Source organism: Paenibacillus sp. 01T424 (assembly GCF_056398745.1).
Genome location: NZ_JBFTPZ010000013.1, coordinates 101,694 through 118,416, shown reverse-complemented (window position 1 = coordinate 118,416; position 16,723 = coordinate 101,694). Strand labels below are relative to the sequence as shown.

Below are 16,723 nucleotides of genomic sequence, written 5' to 3'. Positions count from 1 at the left end.
GCTATTTCTTCTCCTTTGTCCCCATATGCAGCGCAGCTACTCCACCGGTCAGAGGATATGCCTTCACCTGATGAAGACCCGCTTCTTCAAACAGCTCAGCAAGCTGCTGTCGACCGGGAAACATTTTCAGTGATTCGGGCAGCCATTTGTATTCACTGAAGCTTTTGGCTACCACTTTACCCATAACTGGCAATATACGTTCGAAATAAAGATTGTACATCGATTTAAATGGCTGCCAGGTTGGTTTGGATACCTCTAAACATACAACTAAACCGCCTGGTTTAACAACGCGGTGCATCTCCTTCAGTACCTGTAAATAATCAGGAACATTGCGCAGACCAAATCCAATCGTAACATAGTCAAAGGAATTATCCTCAAACGGCAAGCTCATTGCATTTCCTTGGACTAATGTAATTTGCTTATTCAAGCCCATCTTGTTTACTTTGACAGCACCCACATCAAGCATGTTTTGGCTAAAATCAAGTCCTACGATTTGTCCAGTACCGCTCGCTTCTGCAAGAGCAACCGTCCAATCACAAGTGCCGCAGCAAAGGTCAAGCGCTGTTTGTCCTTTTGCAACGCTCATCTTTTTCATCGTAAACTTCCGCCATGCCTTATGTCTTCTAAAGCTGATCAGATCATTCATCAAATCATATTTTGGAGCAATCCTCTCAAATACGCCATGCACATGGCTCTTGGAGTTCGTATCCACCCTTGCAAGTCACCTCGTCTAATTGAGCGCAGGCGTGTAATCGGTTTTTTCGTTCAATAGATTATCGACGATAGTCGTCAATTCTCCGAGCAACTTGTCCGATTCCAGCTTGCCAGCCAAAACCTTCACTGAATCTGCTGAGACCTTCAGCTTCGCTATAAGCTGGCTGCGCACCTTATATTTTTCCACCAAACTCTTAATAAATGCAGGTTCATACATACGCTGAGAGAGCTGCATGCGCTCATCTTCTGACCCCGCTTGCATGATATGCCAATAGGACCAGCTTTTATCGAACGTAGCTGGGTTCTCGCTGCGCTTGATTTCATCAACTATAACCTCGCACCGGCTAATGCCATCCAGAATCCCTGGCCAGACGCGAGAAAGCTCGCCCTCCAGCACCTCTGTGAAAATCTGGAACAACGTGCTCTTAAGCTGAACCGCAAGACCTAAATATTCTTCAGAGGTCATCTTAAGCTGCCTCATTCGAACGTAAAGATTAACTTTTAGTCTGTTGACCTCACTAACCGCGCTGCTGATTTTGGAAACCATCTCAATTTCGCCGGCTTGCGAGAGCAATTGATAAAAAGTTGCGCTAAAGTAGTCCCCTGCCAGCACCTTAAGCTGCCTTGAACGCATCTCCGGCTCAGAGCGCTGCTCTTGGTGTGTGTCGATTAAATCATGCGTATCCATTCCTAGCTGAACGAGAGATACGACGAGCGTGTAGAGCTCACTGTGGGTCTGTAGCGACGCTTGCTGGCTCAGGAAGGCGTGTAGCAAGCGAAGCCTTGCATTCGCTAAGTCAGGAAGAGACGTATGCTCCTCGATCATGTCATATTTCACATATTTTTGAGCTATTTCAGGTATACGGTATGTTCTCATTGGGGAAGCCTCCGAACAGAGAAGCGCAAATCGCCGCTCAATAATCTAAACTATTATAGCACAACTTATTCTAAAGAACATATGATTGAGCCTGCTTGTTCAACAAATTGCAATATACATCACCTTTATTGCTGCGAAATGGAGGAAGGCTTTACAGTAAATCCCGATACTGGTCCAAAACGTTTTTCCCAGGCCGATGTAAAGCTAACTCTTAGCCTCTTTCTCCATAGTTCATCATGCACAGGATCCGCTTGCACAAGATGGTCCAGCTCCGAAATAAGCCAATCATCGGTTTTCCGCACATCAACAGCAGCTAGCAAAGCATCGCCTTCCGCTTGCTCCTCAATGATTCGAATCAGAATACGCTTCACATTCTCTAGCTGTATGAATGAGACACGAATAAGCTTCTCAACATCCGAGAACCAAATTGCCGGCCGGCCTTCACTGGTGCTTACCCGCATATCGATCGATAAAACGCCGTTATTCCATTCCGCCTTATTCAACCGCTCATGAAGCTGAGTTGCAATGAGCACATCTACTAAATTGTTATTGGAGAGCCTTACGACCGGCGTCGTGCGAAAAACAGCGACGTCGCCGCGATTTGCCGAATGCTGCCATCCTGCATGAGGAAGCCATGTAAATAATAATGTAGCTGCTATCGCAGTCACACAAGCTGTTAAAAGTGGTTTTCCGATGTTCACTCTGCACCTCCGAATATAAACTTATCACCTTAACCTTTAAATTCACTCGATCCGCATGAATATAAAGTCCCATCTCTCATTGTACGAGCGGTGCAGGATGATTATTCGGACTGCAGGCAGGCAAAAAAAAGCAGGCATAGCCTGCTTTGCACATTCGTTGTTACTGATCGGTTTCCATCGTACCGTATTTCGTCATCACGACCGCTTTACCTCGAATTTTTATAGCTGAAGTATGATCGGTAAATTGGCAAATTAAAATTTCGTTTTTATCCAACTTTTCCGTATGATGAAATTTTGTGTCAAGCCCGCGTGTTAATCCGATGACTTGAACGCCTTGATCTTTTGCCTTTACGACAATGTACTCGCCATGTGTAGGCTCCATCGTTATCCCTCCGCATCCGTAATTCCATACTATCCATGTGAATTATAGTGGATGTGTAACGTTTGTGCAATCCATTCTATCATGCAAATAAACAAATAACGCCCGAACGGTATCCCGTTCGAGCGAAATTAGGCCGAATTATAAGCAGTAACATCAAGCTTATATTTCGTGGCATATGGATGCTTGCCGCCAAACATCGGCGTCAATGCAGTTAAGCTGGAGTATGCTTAATTGGATACGAGGTCCTTGAGTGATTTTCCTGGTTTGAATGCAGGCGTTTTGCTTGCTGCGATCTCAATAGGATCTCCAGTTTGCGGATTGCGGCCTTTACGTGCTTGGCGCTCGCGAACTTCGAAATTACCAAACCCAACCAATTGGACTTTATCCCCGCTTTGCAGCGCATCGGATATCGCATCAAAAACAGCGTCAACTGCTTTCGTTGCATCTTTCTTCGAAAGATCAGTCAATTCAGCTACTTTTGTAATCAAATCTGTTTTGTTCATTGTTTCACCTCCTCCAAAGTGCATTATGTACTTTTTTTTGGTGTAAGCATATAAACTCTCATCTTATCCCTCTTATTAACGGAAAACTTCAAAAATATACCTTTTAACCGAACAAACCTATAGTAATACAGCCGTTTGCCAATTTCAAGTGCCAACCTACATTTCCTGCAAAACAAATAAAACCGCTCCCTTTACGGCAGCGGCTTATTCGTATACTAGTATCGATCAACTACAGAATGATAGCAATCAATCCGCCAGAGCCCTCGTTAATAATACGTCCGAGCGTTTCCTGCAGCTTGTAGCGGGCATTATCCGGCATCATTGCAATTTTGCCTTGAATGCCTTCTCTCACAATCGAATGCAGGGAACGACCGAATATATCAGACTCCCAAATCTTGATTGGATCATTCTCAAAGTCTTGCATTAAGTATCTTACAAGCTCTTCGCTTTGCTTCTCCGTGCCGATAATCGGAGCAAATTCCGATTCCACGTCGACGCGGATCATATGGATGGATGGTGCTGTTGCCTTCAGTCGAACCCCAAAGCGTGAACCTTGGCGGATTAACTCCGGCTCGTCGAGTGCCATTTCCGCAAGTGTCGGTGCTGCAATGCCGTATCCAGTTGTCTTGACCATTTCCAGCGCTTCTGCAAAACGGTCATATTCCCTCTTGGCATGAGAGAACTCTTGCATCAACTGAAGCAAGTGGTCTTTGCCGCGAATCTCAACGCCGACTACTTCCATCAAAATACGGTCATACAGCTCATCTGGCGCGTACAAGTCGATTTCTGCTACGCCCTGCCCCATATTCATGCCGCTTAGTCCAGCTTTGGCGATGAAGTCATATTCCATGAACTGGGTTACTACTCGATCCACATCGCGCAGCCGGCGAATATCTTTAACCGTATCGCGAACGGAGCTCTCATAGTTGCTGCGCAGCCAGTGCCGATCGTTAAGCACCATGACCCAGCTTGGTAAATTAACATTTACCTCATGGACAGGGAATTCATAGAGCACTTCCCGCAATACCGAGATGACTTCTTCCTCACCCATCGTAGCTACGCTAAGCGTCATTACTGGAATGTCATATTTAGCTTGCAGCTCGTTTCGCAATTGCAGCGCCTCTTCACCCTTAGGACGAGTGGAGTTGATGATGAGGACAAATGGCTTGCCGACTTCTTTCAGCTCGTTTATGACACGTTCTTCTGCTACAACATAGGAGCTGCGCGGAATTTCTGCGATAGAGCCGTCTGTCGTAACAACAACACCGAGTGTAGAATGCTCTTGGATTACTTTACGCGTCCCGATCTCAGCCGCTTCCTGGAATGGGATCGGCTCATCGAACCAAGGAGTTGTAATCATTCGTGGACCATTTTCATCCTCATAGCCCTTCGCGCCTTCAACCGCATATCCAACACAATCGACGAGTCTCATGTTTACCTCAAGTCCATCGGTAACCCTGAGCTGCACCGCTTGATTCGGAACAAATTTAGGCTCTGTTGTCATAATCGTCTTACCTGCGGCGCTTTGAGGAAGTTCGTCCACGGCTCTCGCACGGTCTGATTCGTTCGCAATGTTCGGAAGTACAACCGTCTCCATAAACCGTTTAATAAACGTTGATTTGCCCGTCCGGACAGCCCCGACAACCCCGAGGTAAATATCCCCGCCGGTTCTTTCGGCTATGTCCTTGAAAATATCTACTTTCTCCACTGAATATCCCCTCCCAATTGATTTTTCCGGTTCGCCGCCATCCACCGGTCAATAGGGCAGGCCAGCGACGCAACTCGTACATGCTTTTTGGACTAGTAACATCTTATGTGCAAGCTTTCCGATTATGACGATTCCTTCAATGAAATCTTTTTTTGTTCCTCTGCGGGGCTTCCCTTCCAAGATTGAGTTATATGAGAAAAAAAGCAAATCTATGACCCAAACAGCCAAAAAAACCTCTCCGAGACGATAGTCAAGGAGAGGTTTGGAACTAGCTTATTGAGGAATGTGCATGAAGTTAAGGTTTTACAGCTTGCGGCTCATTATTTACAAAGTGATAGACCGGAGCTTTGACAGGGACAAAGTCTGATCCATCGACGAGCAATGTACGCAAATCAAAATCTGTCTCAAAATCATTTTTTCCACTCTTTTGTATGTATTGCATGATATCTATCCCATAATCGGAAAATACTACCCCATTCTCATCCACGATTGCTTGAATCGTWTGCCCTGAGAACACGCTTCGAATCGTTGGGGCTGTTTTGCTCATTGCTTTGTAATCGATTTGATAAAAACCTGGGTATGTTTGCGCGCCCTTTGGAAGGACACTGTTTGTTTGGATATAAGTAGTTACCCAGCTCTGAATATCATTAATTTTTTGAAATGCCAAAATATCAAGTAGCTTTACTCTAGGCTTACTCTCTTCATCAATAATAAGGTAGCTGTAATTGCCGCCTTTCTCAAAAGCAGAAGAAGGTATATCAGACATATAGCCTGTCCGATTTAGCACTCCAAAATCAATATAAAATTTCTCATACTTCGGTGTGTCAGCGGTACTGTTTTTCATCGGCAGCATGCCCGTTTCGGACTGATATTGATCAATCGCCGCCTGAACATTACGAACAGCTTCTTTCGGAGCAACTTGGTTTTGCTTCATTTGACTTTTCGGATACATGCAGCCCGATAAAGCAAATAGCAAAACAATTAAAGCAGAGAATGCTGCGAACTGGCGTATGTAACGGGGCAGCCTTCCCATAAATAATCCGTTCATTTTTTTGTAACCTCCTAAAGGTTTGTGAAGCAAACCTGCTTCGTAAGGATATGCTTAGGTTTGCGAAGCAAACCTGCTTCGTAAGAATATACTTAGGTTTGCGAAGCAAACCTACTTCGTCGTTCAGCCTACCATAAAGCATCGTTTTCCTCTGCTTGCCTTGCGAGCTGCCTTGCAACTGCCGCTCGCAGCGGATCTAATGGAATTTCCACATCCACTTTCCCAGCTACTCTAGYTTGGCATGATAAGCGTTCATGATTTCCGTCTAATCCAGACAGCTTGTTTCTCTCCACATCACCAATCGGCTGCAGCTGGCTTCCCGGCCTCACAGTGACCTTGCACATGAAGCAAGCAGCTTTGCCCCCGCAACGTGTGCGAATCGGTATATTCGCACGTCTGGCAGCGTCTAACAGCGTTGTGCCCGGCTTCACCTTAATGCTCTTGCCCGATGGCCAAAAAGTTACTACTCCATCCATGACAAACCACCAGCCTTTCGATATGACAACAGCTGATGAAGAGTACGCCTTGCCTCAGCGGTGAATGTATTGTTAGTTTCAATCGCAAGGAATGCACCCTCATGATGAGCAGGTGCTTTTGCAATCGCTTGAACGATTAAATCAACGCGATCCATCCGATCTCGCAAGAAATTAAACCACAGCTCATGCGCAAGCGGAACGATCGCTACTGAATAATTAGCATCGTTTAACAGCACTTGATCTGAGAAAGGCATCAGTAATTTATTAACCATCGTCTCATACTTACAGCCTTGAGCACTCACCTCGAACCCGCCGACGAGCTCTACCTGTATTCCTTGTATAATAAAATGGCTAAGCGTTGATCGATACATATCTGTCACGCTCAATGTTGGTTGATCTTGGGCAAAAAGCTCAAGAGCATCATAAATTTCTTCTACATTCTCTTCATCACAATAAATGTCCAAATCACGCGGATCGTTTGAAAGTACAAGTCCTCGAAGCATTAGACTGGCGCTTCCGCCAGTAATCCACTGCGCCTGACTTGATTCTGTCGCTTTTTTAACGGCAGCCAGCGCTTTATGAATGCGTTCATTTTCTGACATCGCTGGCACTTCCTTCATCAGTAGCTTATGCATTAAAAATAAGGCTTGTTGGCTGCTGCGATTTTCGCATCTGCACTTTTGACGATGGCCTGGCAGCCGAGCCGGTAGCCTTCTTCAAACTCCTCCGGCTCAAGACGGTCCCACTCCTCGTCCGTAATGCCTTCAAGATGCTCCATGCCTTCGGTTACCAAGCAGCGGCACCGGGCACAGGTTCCTCTCGCGCAAGAGAAGCTCCAATCAATCTCATGCTTAAGTGCATGATCAAGCAGCGACAAGCCTTCTTCTGCTTTTACAACAGCTGTTTTGGTTCTACCCTTTAATTCAATCATTGTATGTCAAAATCTCCCTTTTGTTAGTGAACGACCGTCCCCTATGTAATAAGCACTAAATAATGGATATAAGTCCGCATACAAAGCCAATGATTAGAACAATAAATGCAATTAACGAAAGAATAAATTTCACTGCGCCTTTCGTTTTCAAACGAGCAAACGTAATTAAAAGGGCCGCAATCGCCATCATTCCAATGCCGAATAGCGAAACCCACATTTTTGTCATAGCATCCATAGAAATTCCATTCTCCTAATCTATATCATAATGAATTCTCACCCATTATAACATCGCACAAAAAAAAGGACAAAAGCTGACAGAACACTTTGCCGAATAAAATATTCGGGGCGCTCCACGCTTTTGCCGCAATTTTTTATTTTTTTATCATCATTTTCATGATTGCTTCCATATTGCTGGCGCTCATGCCGCTGGCTTTGACAGCTTTTACGATATCATTAATCGTAGATTCCGTAACCTTGACCTTAGCCACTTCCGACACTTGTTTAATCAGCTTGCGAAGCTCAGCTTCGTCAGTCATCGTCTGTGCTGTAACTCCGCTGGCAAGCTTTTTGACTGAGCTCTCGGAAATTCCTTTGCCCGTCTTTTTATTGATCGAATTAAGAATGTCCTTGGAGAAATCCCTCGCCATACTCTACACCTCCAGCATGCGCATGTGTATTGCTCCATGCATCATATGAGAAGGCAAGAAGATTGGTGTAGGCGCTGGTCCTTAGCCTAACTCTTCGATCTCATGCGTCCGCAGCCTGCCCATCAAATGCTCAACGGCAGTCCTAGGCGCTTTGTTCGCAAACAATACCTCATATAACTGAAACGTAATTGGCATCTCAACATCGTACTCTTTGGCTAAACTGTAAGCCGCACGCGTCGTACGAACACCTTCTACGACCATTCCCATCCGAGTGAGCACATCATCTAGAGGCGTGCCATCTGCAAGCATGTAGCCAGCACGCCAATTTCGACTGTGCTTGCTTGTGCAAGTAACGACAAGATCGCCTACGCCAGCTAATCCAGCAAAAGTGAGCGGATTCGCCCCCATTGCCGTTCCAAGCCTGCTGATCTCCGCTAGGCCCCGAGTTAATAAAGCAGCCTTGGCATTGTCGCCAAACTGAAGCCCGTCCGTCAAGCCTGCACCTAATGCGATAATGTTTTTGATGGCTCCAGCCACTTCCACACCAACGACATCCGGATTTGTATACACTCGGAAATGCGTATTCATGAGCGCATCCTGGGCCTGCTCAGCTGCTTTCAAATCAGTTGAAGCAACAACTACTGTAGTAGGCTGCTTCAAAATAACCTCTTCAGCATGGCTTGGTCCTGATAAAACAACAAGCTGTTCCATAGGTCGACCTAGTTCTTCCGAAAGTACTGTCGTCATCCGCTTCAACGTATCCGTTTCAAAGCCCTTTGTTGCATGAACAACAAGTGTCTTATCCGATAGAAACGGTGCCGCTTGCTTAGCTACCTCGCGCATTGCACCAGAAGGCGCAACGAACAAAGCGAGCTCAGCATCCTGCAGTGCATCCTTTAAATCCGTAGTTGCATGGATTAGCTCAGGAAGCTGTACACCAGGCAAAAACTTGCTATTCTCATGGCTGAGGTTAATGTTCTCCGCTTGTTCGGTACTGCGCGTCCATAGCTTTACATGATAGCCATTTCTCGCGAGTACAGAAGCAAGAGCAGTGCCCCAACTTCCAGCAACCAGCACTGCCGCATTTTTCATTGTTGATGAATCCTGCTTTGTCATGCGACGCTCACTACCCTTTCTTTGCACCTAACTTGTTTTCTGTTCCTTGAAACAGCTTTACAATATTCGACCGATGGCGTACGAATGCAAAAATACATATCAGAAGACTTGCACAAAGTAAAGGAACCGAATAATAGAACAAAGTAATAAATAATGGCGTTAAAGCAGCAAACAATAATGAGCCAAGCGATACGTATCTGGTCAAAGCAATTGTCGCAATGGCAATGGCTCCTGCACAAAGTGCAGGCACGAAAGCAAGGGTCGCAATGACACCTACAGTCGTTGCAATGCCTTTGCCTCCTTTAAAGCGGAACCAAATCGGCCAGTTATGGCCTATGATTGCGGCTAATCCGCACAAAACTGGAATCCAGTCGTTTTCACTAAGAGCGCGGCCAATAAATACAGCTGCTACCCCTTTGCCGATATCGAGTAAAAACACCAGTAAGCCCGGCCCTTTGCCGAGCACCCTGAGTGTATTCGTAGCACCAGCGTTTCCGCTGCCGTGCTGACGTATATCGATACCTTTCACCCATTTGGCAATAACGATGCTAAATGAAATTGAGCCTAACAAATAGCTTAAAGCAACCGCGATTACTCCGTATAACAAGCTACTTCTCCCCTAATCTTCTTCGGACTTACGACGCGAGAATATGCGTATAGGAGTCCCTTCAAAATTAAATGCAGCACGAATTTTATTTTCCAAATAGCGCTCATACGAGAAATGCATAATTTCCGGATCATTGACAAAAACAACAATCGTTGGAGGTTTGATCGCTACTTGCGTTACATAGTTGATGCGTAGACGCTTGCCTTTGTCGGATGGCGGCGGATTAATCGCTACTGCATCCGAAATGACGTCATTAAGAAGATGAGTCTGAATGCGCATTGCATGCTGTTCAGAAACATGCTTAACAACAGGCAACAGCTTATGCAAACGCGTTTTGGTTAATGCTGATAAATAAACGATCGGTGCATAAGACATGAACAAGAAATGATCACGAATATTTTGCGAGAAGTTTTGCATGGTCTTCTCGTCTTTTTCGATGACATCCCACTTGTTCACAACAAATATCGATGCTTTTCCTGCTTCATGAGCATAACCAGCAATATGCTTGTCCTGCTCGATGATGCCTTCTTCACCGTTAATCAGCACTAGAACAACATCTGCGCGTTCAATCGCTTTCATCGCACGCATTACGCTGTACTTCTCTGTGGACTCATACACTTTGCCGCGTTTACGCATGCCGGCTGTATCAATGAGCACATAACGCTGCCCATCACGCTCGAAAGGTGTATCAATGGCGTCACGAGTCGTACCCGCTACATTGCTTACAATTACACGGTCTTCGCCAAGCAGTGCATTCACTAGAGATGATTTCCCAACGTTAGGACGGCCGATTAATGCAACACGGATGACATCCTCATCGTAGCCATCATCGGTTAGATCCGGAAGCAAAGCGACAGCAGCATCAAGCAGATCACCGATACCTAGTCCATGCGATCCGGAAATTGCGATTGGTTCACCAAAGCCAAGTCCATAAAACTCATAAACTTCATCCATGCGGCCATGATTATCAACTTTATTAACTGCAAGCACAACGGGCTTGCCCGAACGGAATAGCATTTGAGCAACTTCATCATCCGCATGCGTCAAGCCTGTTTTCGCATCCGCCATAAAGATAATTACATCTGCTTCTTCAATTGCGAGTTCAGCCTGCATACGCACAGATTTCATAATTTCATCTTCGCCATCGATTTCAATACCGCCAGTATCAATAATGCTGAACGGTTTTCCATTCCATTCTCCGGTGCCATAAAGCCTGTCACGAGTGACGCCCGGTTTATCCTCAACAATTGCTAGACGGTCGCCGATGACCCGATTAAAAATCGTGGATTTCCCCACATTCGGACGACCGACAATAGCGATAACGGGTCTTGCCATGTTTGTTTTCCACTCCTTCAAAAATACTCACGCTATCCATCATAGCAAAAAAGTGCGTTCTTGGCTAACTTTTCATATTATCGGTGATTGACCAGTATGATTGTACCGTTCTTTAAATCATGCGCACTCGCATCCAAAATCTTCTCGAGCAGAAACGAGGTTTCTTCCAATTTATCTACATTTTCTGCAATAAAAATCGGCGCTCCGCCACTAACCGCATCTGCATGAATGGATACTACAGCTAAGATTTCAGCCATTTTCCTCTGCCCCTTTCTTGTTCACAGATGCTTCTGTCGGCATGCGAACAGCAGATTCCAAAATCGGCACTCGCATGATAACTGCTTTCCCTTTATCTGCATCCAACTCCTGTGGCAATATAAATACAGCCAATCGTCCATCCTTCATATCCAGCTTCGCCATAGGAATTAAAGCAGGCTCTCCATCATCGCGATATACCCCTAAAATCGTAGCCAAATCGTAAAGAATAGCTTGCCGTTGACCAAGATTGCTTAAAGTAACTTTGCCGTTTGAGTTGAAGGGAGTCAAAATAAACCCCATGCCACGCGCAGCAATGATTTCTTGGTTGCTCTTCAAACCTACGTTCATAATATAAACGTTATCAACAAACAAATCCGGGCCATCCACTCGAACCTTCGCGGCTTGCACCTCAGCAATATGGGAGACAGCTTTGCCTGATTTCAGCTTCTCAACGACTATGAGCGAGATAACTCCCGCTATCATCCCTACCCATATATTTACTAATATCCCAAATAGACTTGTAAGCAATGCCGTCATAATAACTAAGTAATTTCGCCCTTCAAAGACCATAGCGATTCCTTCAATATATGTCGAACCGCGTCCTACCAGCTCCATACTGTCGATTTTCGTCAACGTTTCGCGTTCCATTTTTCGCACATCTCTAAATTGCTGTGCAGCTAATGTAAGGAAAGTAATAGCAGTGTAATCTTTGTTAAATAACGCCGGCACAGCAACAGCTCCTAATGCCGCTGCAATTACACCTAATGATATGTGGATGATTCGACCATGAGGATAAGTTGGATACTGGCGATAATCCGTCCTAAGCATGAGCAAGCGAGAGATAAGCCCAAAAGCAATCCCAAGGAGGACACCGACCAAATATTTGTTTTCAACGAGAAAATGCTGCATTAGGATGGACGTCCTCCCTTTATATGCCAAAGTATAACGCTAAGCTTGGAAAACACGAATCGAACCGATTTTAGCAGCAAACTGCAAGTCATAGCTGTAGCCAGCGCAATCCAAAAACTGTCCCACCAAGCTAAATTGCCAATATGTGCGGTGTGAGCTCCAAATTGAAGGGCAGTGTTTAACGTTTCGCCAAGTACCGCTCCCCAGACGATCATCCCAAATTGATGTTTTACATGCGAGGTAAACGCGCCGCAAAAAATTCCACAAAGCAAAGGAGCATCCCAGCTTGGATCAATCCAATGAAAAACGGGATCAAAGCTATACATTTTGCGGATGAAACCCCAAATGACAGCAATCATTATTGTACACAATATTAAGTACCCTAGATAACTCCAATCCTCGGCTTTCTTAAATGCGAGTATGCCTAACAGCAATAGAAGACAAACACTCATATGGAGCTCGACCTGAATATGGCCATGTAACGGCTTCCACCAAAACGAAACAACCATCAGTGCGATTAACGCAATGCTAAGAAGCGACAACATACGACGGCTAATATCGGGAGCTATAAACGGCTTCCAGCCTGTCGTAATAAGAATAAACATAATAATCATAATCCAAATCGACATATATCCGGGATTCAACGTTATCTCACCTCTTGTACCCCCTATTATGCACCAAAAAAAAGGAGCTATTCCTGCGAGTTTTCGCAGAAATAGCTCCTTTTTGTAAATATAAGAAAGTATATCATTTGCTTCTACTTATCTTACATTTCTCCGTCAAAGCTGCCTCAGCATCCAGAGGACGCTGAAGGCGTTTTTGATTGATATAAAAAGATATTATTTAAGGTTTTTAAGCTTGTCGCCGAAACGCTCTGCAAGTGAGTAGCTCATGCTCTCATTGCTCAAGCTTACATTCGGGTTATCGATTTTCTCGATTTTTGGTGAACGTGGTGCACGATCAGGTCTAGCGCTAGGAGCTGGTTGCTCAGGCGCTTCTTCTGTTTCTTTGATGCTTAGGCTAACGCGTTTTTCAGCAGGGTTAAAGTCAAGAACTTTCGCTTGAACTTCTTGGCCTTCTTGAAGAACTTCGTTAGGTGTAGCAATGTGACGGTGTGCGATTTGCGAGATGTGAACAAGACCTTCAACGCCTGGAGCGATTTCAACGAAAGCGCCGAATGGAACTAGGCGGCGAACAGTACCTGTTACGATATCACCAATTGCAAATTGACCACCAGCAGAATCCCAAGGACCTGGTTGAGCGGCTTTCAAGCTAAGGCTGATTTTTCCAGCAGCTGGATCAACTTTAAGTACTTTAACGCGTACCGCTTGACCTTCAGAAACTACATCCTTCGGATGTGCAACATGCTGCCATGACAACTCGGATACGTGAACTAGGCCGTCAATGCCACCGATATCAACAAAAGCGCCGAATGGTGTAAGACGTTGAACCGTACCATCAAGTTCTTGACCTACTTCAAGCGCAGCAATAACTTGCTTTTTGCTTGATTCGAATTCAGCGTCAAGTACTTCTTTTTGAGACAAGATCACTTTGTTGTTCTCACGATCGATTTCTTTGATCTTAACGCGAAGCGTACGACCTTTGTAACCTGCGAAATCTTCAACGAAATGACGCTCAACCATCGATGCTGGAATAAATCCGCGAACGCCTACGTCAGCAACAAGGCCGCCTTTTACAACGTCAGCAACAGCAACTTCAAATACTTCGCCGCTCTCAAAACGTTTTTCAAGAACATCCCATGCTTTTTCGCCGTCAACTTGACGTTTTGAAAGAACAAGCTTTTCTTTCTCGTCATCGATGCTTACAACTTTAAGCTCAACCTCTTGACCGATTTGAACAGCATCCGCTGCGTTTTCAATCTGCACTGCAGAAAGCTCACGAACCGGAATAACACCGTCATATTTATATCCAAGGCTTACATAAGCTTGGTTATCTTCGATTTTGACGATCGTACCTTTAACGGAATCGCCTTTTTTCAAAGACACGAAATTATCCAAAGCGTCTTGGCTTACTTCTTCCGCCACGGATTCTTGCACATTAGTTTCTTCTGACATTGAAATAACCTCCTCAGTTCTAACCCCAACTTTATTTAAATCCGCAAGCGCCTAGAGCGAAAGCAGCATTTAAAACATAAATTAACGATTGTTTGCAGCTAACTCGCGAATGCGAGCCATAATGGCGTCTGTTACTTGCTCAAGCATATCAGGCGATGATTCTTCAATAATTGCAGTAAGATCAATAGGCTTGCCGTAACAAACGATTATTTTGCTGAATGGTCTATATTTACCGACAATGGCAACAGGAACGACTGCTGCGCCGCTGCGAACAGCAATCATGGCTGCACCCTTCTTGGCTGCTCCAGATTGATTGTTGCGAGAGCCTTCCGGAAAAATACCCATGACATTGCCTTCTTTCAGCAACGTGATCGCAGACTTGATAGCGTCCTTGCTCACACCGCCGCGTTTGACTGGAAACGCGCCAAACGAACGAATAAGAGGCCCAAATACGGGAACTTTAAATAATTCCTCTTTCGCCATAAAATAAACCTTGCGTTTCACCTTGACTCCAACCGTAGGCGGATCAAAGTTACTCAAATGATTCGAAGCGAGGACAACAGGTCCGTCGGCTGGAATATTTTCCGTGCCTCTAGCTTCTAATCGAAATAACACCGTGTAAATAACACGCAGGAGAAACCTAAAAATAAGATATGACATAGTTTACTTCGCCTCCGCCAATTTGGTTCGGCTTAATTTCACAATTGCATGAATGACTTCATCAATTGTCATGGCGGTGCTGTCGAGTACAATAGCATCCTCCGCACATATGAGCGGTGAGATGTCACGTTGCTCGTCCAAACGATCACGTTCTGCGATCTCCGCTTCCAATTGGGCAAGCGAAATGGTTTGAGTGTCCACTATTTCACGGTAACGGCGAAGTGCCCGTTCCTTAACGGATGCAGTCAGAAAAATTTTCAGTTCCGCATTTGGCAGCACATGTGAACCAATATCACGGCCATCCATTACGACGCCTTTACGCTCTGCAAGCTTGCGCTGCAAGTCGCCAAGAACTTCACGTACCGTTTCATTCGCAGCAATATGAGACACTTGAAGCGTCACTTCGCGCGAGCGAATCAATGCGGTTACATTTTCACCATTCACAAATACCGACTGGCCATGTTCACCAGGCTCAAGCTCAATCTCTAATGCTTTTACTAGTTCAGCAAGTTTGGCTGTCTGGTCCACCTTTACTTCTGCTCGCTGGGCGCTTAGTGTTACTGCGCGATACATAGAGCCTGTATCGATATACACATAGCCAAGCTGCTCGGCGACTTTCCGTGCAACCGTGCTCTTGCCCGCGCCTGCCGGCCCGTCAATTGCAATGTTCATACGGTCGCTGTCACCTTCGTGATGCACCACCTAAGGTCAACCCCCTTTTAGTAGAGACGGCTGGCCGAATGCATGTAAGAATGCGACGCAAACCTCTCAAGAAAAAAGCAGGCTTTGCCTGCGAACGTGAAAATTATACCACACTATATACGCAGATGCAAAAGCTGAGCGTCAGTTCATATGGGTTCCTTCCCACTGATCCACACCCGTCAGCCAATATCTAACCGTATCATTTTGCAATGCTGCTTGTGAGCATACGAGTAAAATAACGAGCGTAATGATGATTTTCTTCAATACGCTGCTTACTTCATCCGTTAGTTTAATCATTTTTTTGCGGTTTGTTTTTTTATGTAACAGATTTCGTGTCATATGGACAACCCCTTCCTCTTTCTGGGTAGTTTTCCATATTAAACGAATGTTATTCAGCGATTGCGATATTCTAGCTGCTTCTCAAAGCAGTACCTGATAACCTTTTGCCGCTCTGAATCATTGATGCTCACATATTTAATCATAGCCTGCTTCCTTCCGGATTCAAGCTGGACAACTCGTACGACTTCCCCACGGAAAAAAGCATGTTCAATGGTCCCGTTCTTAAACGGAACTAGCAACCAGCACTCTAGTACTTGTTCAGGTGCGATCTGCCATTTCCCATCACATATAAAGGAGATTCCGCCACCGCCAACATCATCGGTTTCACATACAAACCGAATGTTGCTTGACATTTTAACAGCAATCTCAAGTTCAGCTGATACGCGCAAGAAGCTGCGTCTTTGAACTTTAGTAATGCGATCCAGTTCAGGCCTGCGAATTTTTATGAGTTTAACAACGCCATCCTCTTTGAATCCAAGGACATGTGAATCGAAATAATTTTTTATGCCATCCTCTGATACAAAATAAACAGAAAGCTCATCTCCTAAAAAAAGACGCTTGTACCTTCCTGATTTCTCGCTAATTGGAACTTCTATTAGTAAGCCGTCCTCTTGCTCATCGGCAATACGGGACTTGTATTCAATCGCTGCTTCCTCTTCGTCTGACGATGCGATCTGATAGTAAAGCATTTGGTTCACTTTTGGCAACAAATTGACTCCCCCCATTTACATGTCA

The 16,723-nt window shown here is 45.1% G+C and carries 23 protein-coding genes; all 23 read right to left on the bottom strand.

The window, feature by feature from the left end:
• Window position 1 precedes the first annotated feature (1 nt).
• The 23 genes from AC1DPK_RS12970 to AC1DPK_RS12860 all read right to left on the bottom strand — a co-directional run bounded on the left by AC1DPK_RS12970 (window position 2) and on the right by AC1DPK_RS12860 (window position 16,698).
• The gene (locus AC1DPK_RS12970; RefSeq protein ID WP_339203276.1) at window positions 2–712 is read right to left on the bottom strand and encodes a demethylmenaquinone methyltransferase; all 711 of its coding nucleotides are present in this window, start codon (window positions 710–712) and stop codon (window positions 2–4) included.
• An 18-nt stretch (window positions 713–730) separates the two neighbouring features.
• Entirely contained in the window at window positions 731–1,591 is an 861-nt protein-coding gene (locus AC1DPK_RS12965; RefSeq protein WP_477510548.1) for a heptaprenyl diphosphate synthase component 1, read from the bottom strand.
• A 125-nt stretch (window positions 1,592–1,716) separates the two neighbouring features.
• Window positions 1,717–2,292 carry a hypothetical protein gene (locus tag AC1DPK_RS12960; protein WP_477510547.1) on the bottom strand — a complete coding sequence of 192 codons (576 nt, stop codon included), beginning with the start codon at window positions 2,290–2,292 and terminating at the stop codon, window positions 1,717–1,719.
• A 160-nt stretch (window positions 2,293–2,452) separates the two neighbouring features.
• The gene (gene mtrB / locus AC1DPK_RS12955) at window positions 2,453–2,674 is read right to left on the bottom strand and encodes a trp RNA-binding attenuation protein MtrB (protein ID WP_054024369.1); all 222 of its coding nucleotides are present in this window, start codon (window positions 2,672–2,674) and stop codon (window positions 2,453–2,455) included.
• Between the two features lie 227 nt (window positions 2,675–2,901).
• Window positions 2,902–3,204, bottom strand: coding sequence for an HU family DNA-binding protein (locus AC1DPK_RS12950; protein ID WP_441883526.1), 303 nt, complete (start codon window positions 3,202–3,204; stop codon window positions 2,902–2,904).
• Between the two features lie 202 nt (window positions 3,205–3,406).
• Window positions 3,407–4,885, bottom strand: coding sequence for a stage IV sporulation protein A (gene spoIVA, locus AC1DPK_RS12945; RefSeq protein WP_076271348.1), 1,479 nt, complete (start codon window positions 4,883–4,885; stop codon window positions 3,407–3,409).
• 295 nt (window positions 4,886–5,180) lie between these two features.
• The gene (locus AC1DPK_RS12940) at window positions 5,181–5,933 is read right to left on the bottom strand and encodes a hypothetical protein (RefSeq protein WP_477510546.1); all 753 of its coding nucleotides are present in this window, start codon (window positions 5,931–5,933) and stop codon (window positions 5,181–5,183) included.
• Window positions 5,934–6,061: 128 nt separating this feature from the next.
• On the bottom strand, window positions 6,062–6,409 hold the full coding sequence (locus tag AC1DPK_RS12935) for a 2Fe-2S iron-sulfur cluster-binding protein (protein WP_477510545.1): 348 nt from the start codon (window positions 6,407–6,409) through the stop codon (window positions 6,062–6,064).
• A complete protein-coding gene (locus AC1DPK_RS12930) occupies window positions 6,397–7,011 on the bottom strand; it encodes a nucleotidyltransferase family protein (protein ID WP_477510544.1) in 615 nt (204 codons plus the stop codon). Before AC1DPK_RS12930 ends, AC1DPK_RS12935 begins: the two co-directional genes overlap by 13 nt.
• A gap of 32 nt (window positions 7,012–7,043) precedes the next feature.
• Entirely contained in the window at window positions 7,044–7,340 is a 297-nt protein-coding gene (locus tag AC1DPK_RS12925; RefSeq protein ID WP_076271352.1) for a 2Fe-2S iron-sulfur cluster-binding protein, read from the bottom strand.
• 55 nt (window positions 7,341–7,395) lie between these two features.
• On the bottom strand, window positions 7,396–7,575 hold the full coding sequence (locus AC1DPK_RS12920) for a DUF2768 family protein (protein WP_076271353.1): 180 nt from the start codon (window positions 7,573–7,575) through the stop codon (window positions 7,396–7,398).
• A 136-nt stretch (window positions 7,576–7,711) separates the two neighbouring features.
• Window positions 7,712–7,987, bottom strand: a complete 276-nt coding sequence (locus AC1DPK_RS12915) for a stage VI sporulation protein F (protein WP_477510543.1) — start codon at window positions 7,985–7,987, stop codon at window positions 7,712–7,714.
• 81 nt (window positions 7,988–8,068) lie between these two features.
• Window positions 8,069–9,079 carry an NAD(P)H-dependent glycerol-3-phosphate dehydrogenase gene (locus tag AC1DPK_RS12910; protein ID WP_430057889.1) on the bottom strand — a complete coding sequence of 337 codons (1,011 nt, stop codon included), beginning with the start codon at window positions 9,077–9,079 and terminating at the stop codon, window positions 8,069–8,071.
• Window positions 9,080–9,113: 34 nt separating this feature from the next.
• Entirely contained in the window at window positions 9,114–9,710 is a 597-nt protein-coding gene (gene plsY, locus AC1DPK_RS12905) for a glycerol-3-phosphate 1-O-acyltransferase PlsY (RefSeq protein ID WP_076271355.1), read from the bottom strand.
• A gap of 12 nt (window positions 9,711–9,722) precedes the next feature.
• Window positions 9,723–11,045: a ribosome biogenesis GTPase Der gene (gene der, locus AC1DPK_RS12900; RefSeq protein ID WP_441912615.1), complete on the bottom strand. Its 1,323-nt coding sequence runs from the start codon at window positions 11,043–11,045 to the stop codon at window positions 9,723–9,725.
• A 77-nt stretch (window positions 11,046–11,122) separates the two neighbouring features.
• Window positions 11,123–11,302: a capping complex subunit for YIEGIA gene (locus AC1DPK_RS12895; protein ID WP_076271357.1), complete on the bottom strand. Its 180-nt coding sequence runs from the start codon at window positions 11,300–11,302 to the stop codon at window positions 11,123–11,125.
• Window positions 11,295–12,212 (bottom strand): YIEGIA family protein, encoded by a 918-nt coding sequence (locus AC1DPK_RS12890; RefSeq protein ID WP_477510542.1) that lies wholly within the window; start codon window positions 12,210–12,212, stop codon window positions 11,295–11,297. Before AC1DPK_RS12890 ends, AC1DPK_RS12895 begins: the two co-directional genes overlap by 8 nt.
• On the bottom strand, window positions 12,212–12,856 hold the full coding sequence (locus AC1DPK_RS12885; RefSeq protein ID WP_477510541.1) for a YphA family membrane protein: 645 nt from the start codon (window positions 12,854–12,856) through the stop codon (window positions 12,212–12,214). The genes AC1DPK_RS12890 and AC1DPK_RS12885 overlap by 1 nt, the downstream gene beginning before the upstream one ends.
• A 195-nt stretch (window positions 12,857–13,051) precedes the next feature.
• Window positions 13,052–14,287 carry a 30S ribosomal protein S1 gene (gene rpsA, locus AC1DPK_RS12880; RefSeq protein ID WP_076271360.1) on the bottom strand — a complete coding sequence of 412 codons (1,236 nt, stop codon included), beginning with the start codon at window positions 14,285–14,287 and terminating at the stop codon, window positions 13,052–13,054.
• An 81-nt stretch (window positions 14,288–14,368) separates the two neighbouring features.
• Window positions 14,369–14,947, bottom strand: a complete 579-nt coding sequence (locus tag AC1DPK_RS12875; RefSeq protein WP_339203291.1) for a lysophospholipid acyltransferase family protein — start codon at window positions 14,945–14,947, stop codon at window positions 14,369–14,371.
• 3 nt (window positions 14,948–14,950) lie between these two features.
• Window positions 14,951–15,619, bottom strand: coding sequence for a (d)CMP kinase (cmk, locus tag AC1DPK_RS12870; RefSeq protein WP_339209675.1), 669 nt, complete (start codon window positions 15,617–15,619; stop codon window positions 14,951–14,953).
• Window positions 15,620–15,790: 171 nt separating this feature from the next.
• Window positions 15,791–15,988: a hypothetical protein gene (locus AC1DPK_RS12865; protein ID WP_076271362.1), complete on the bottom strand. Its 198-nt coding sequence runs from the start codon at window positions 15,986–15,988 to the stop codon at window positions 15,791–15,793.
• Between the two features lie 53 nt (window positions 15,989–16,041).
• On the bottom strand, window positions 16,042–16,698 hold the full coding sequence (locus tag AC1DPK_RS12860; protein WP_076271363.1) for a flagellar brake protein: 657 nt from the start codon (window positions 16,696–16,698) through the stop codon (window positions 16,042–16,044).
• Window positions 16,699–16,723: the final 25 nt, after the last annotated feature.

Bases quoted from the DNA above. Each gene is read 5' to 3' on its own strand.
- cmk (WP_339209675.1), bottom strand. From the start codon at position 15,619: ATGAACATTGCAATTGACGGGCCGGCAGGCGCGGGCAAGAGCACGGTT.
- AC1DPK_RS12930 (WP_477510544.1), bottom strand. From the start codon at position 7,011: ATGTCAGAAAATGAACGCATTCATAAAGCGCTGGCTGCCGTTAAAAAA.
- der (WP_441912615.1), bottom strand. From the start codon at position 11,045: ATGGCAAGACCCGTTATCGCTATTGTCGGTCGTCCGAATGTGGGGAAA.
- mtrB (WP_054024369.1), bottom strand. From the start codon at position 2,674: ATGGAGCCTACACATGGCGAGTACATTGTCGTAAAGGCAAAAGATCAA.
- AC1DPK_RS12895 (WP_076271357.1), bottom strand. From the start codon at position 11,302: ATGGCTGAAATCTTAGCTGTAGTATCCATTCATGCAGATGCGGTTAGT.
- AC1DPK_RS12925 (WP_076271352.1), bottom strand. From the start codon at position 7,340: ATGATTGAATTAAAGGGTAGAACCAAAACAGCTGTTGTAAAAGCAGAA.
- AC1DPK_RS12910 (WP_430057889.1), bottom strand. From the start codon at position 9,079: ATGAAAAATGCGGCAGTGCTGGTTGCTGGAAGTTGGGGCACTGCTCTT.
- AC1DPK_RS12875 (WP_339203291.1), bottom strand. From the start codon at position 14,947: ATGTCATATCTTATTTTTAGGTTTCTCCTGCGTGTTATTTACACGGTG.
- AC1DPK_RS12920 (WP_076271353.1), bottom strand. From the start codon at position 7,575: ATGGATGCTATGACAAAAATGTGGGTTTCGCTATTCGGCATTGGAATG.
- AC1DPK_RS12890 (WP_477510542.1), bottom strand. From the start codon at position 12,212: ATGCAGCATTTTCTCGTTGAAAACAAATATTTGGTCGGTGTCCTCCTT.
- AC1DPK_RS12965 (WP_477510548.1), bottom strand. From the start codon at position 1,591: ATGAGAACATACCGTATACCTGAAATAGCTCAAAAATATGTGAAATAT.
- AC1DPK_RS12865 (WP_076271362.1), bottom strand. From the start codon at position 15,988: ATGACACGAAATCTGTTACATAAAAAAACAAACCGCAAAAAAATGATT.
- rpsA (WP_076271360.1), bottom strand. From the start codon at position 14,287: ATGTCAGAAGAAACTAATGTGCAAGAATCCGTGGCGGAAGAAGTAAGC.
- AC1DPK_RS12915 (WP_477510543.1), bottom strand. From the start codon at position 7,987: ATGGCGAGGGATTTCTCCAAGGACATTCTTAATTCGATCAATAAAAAG.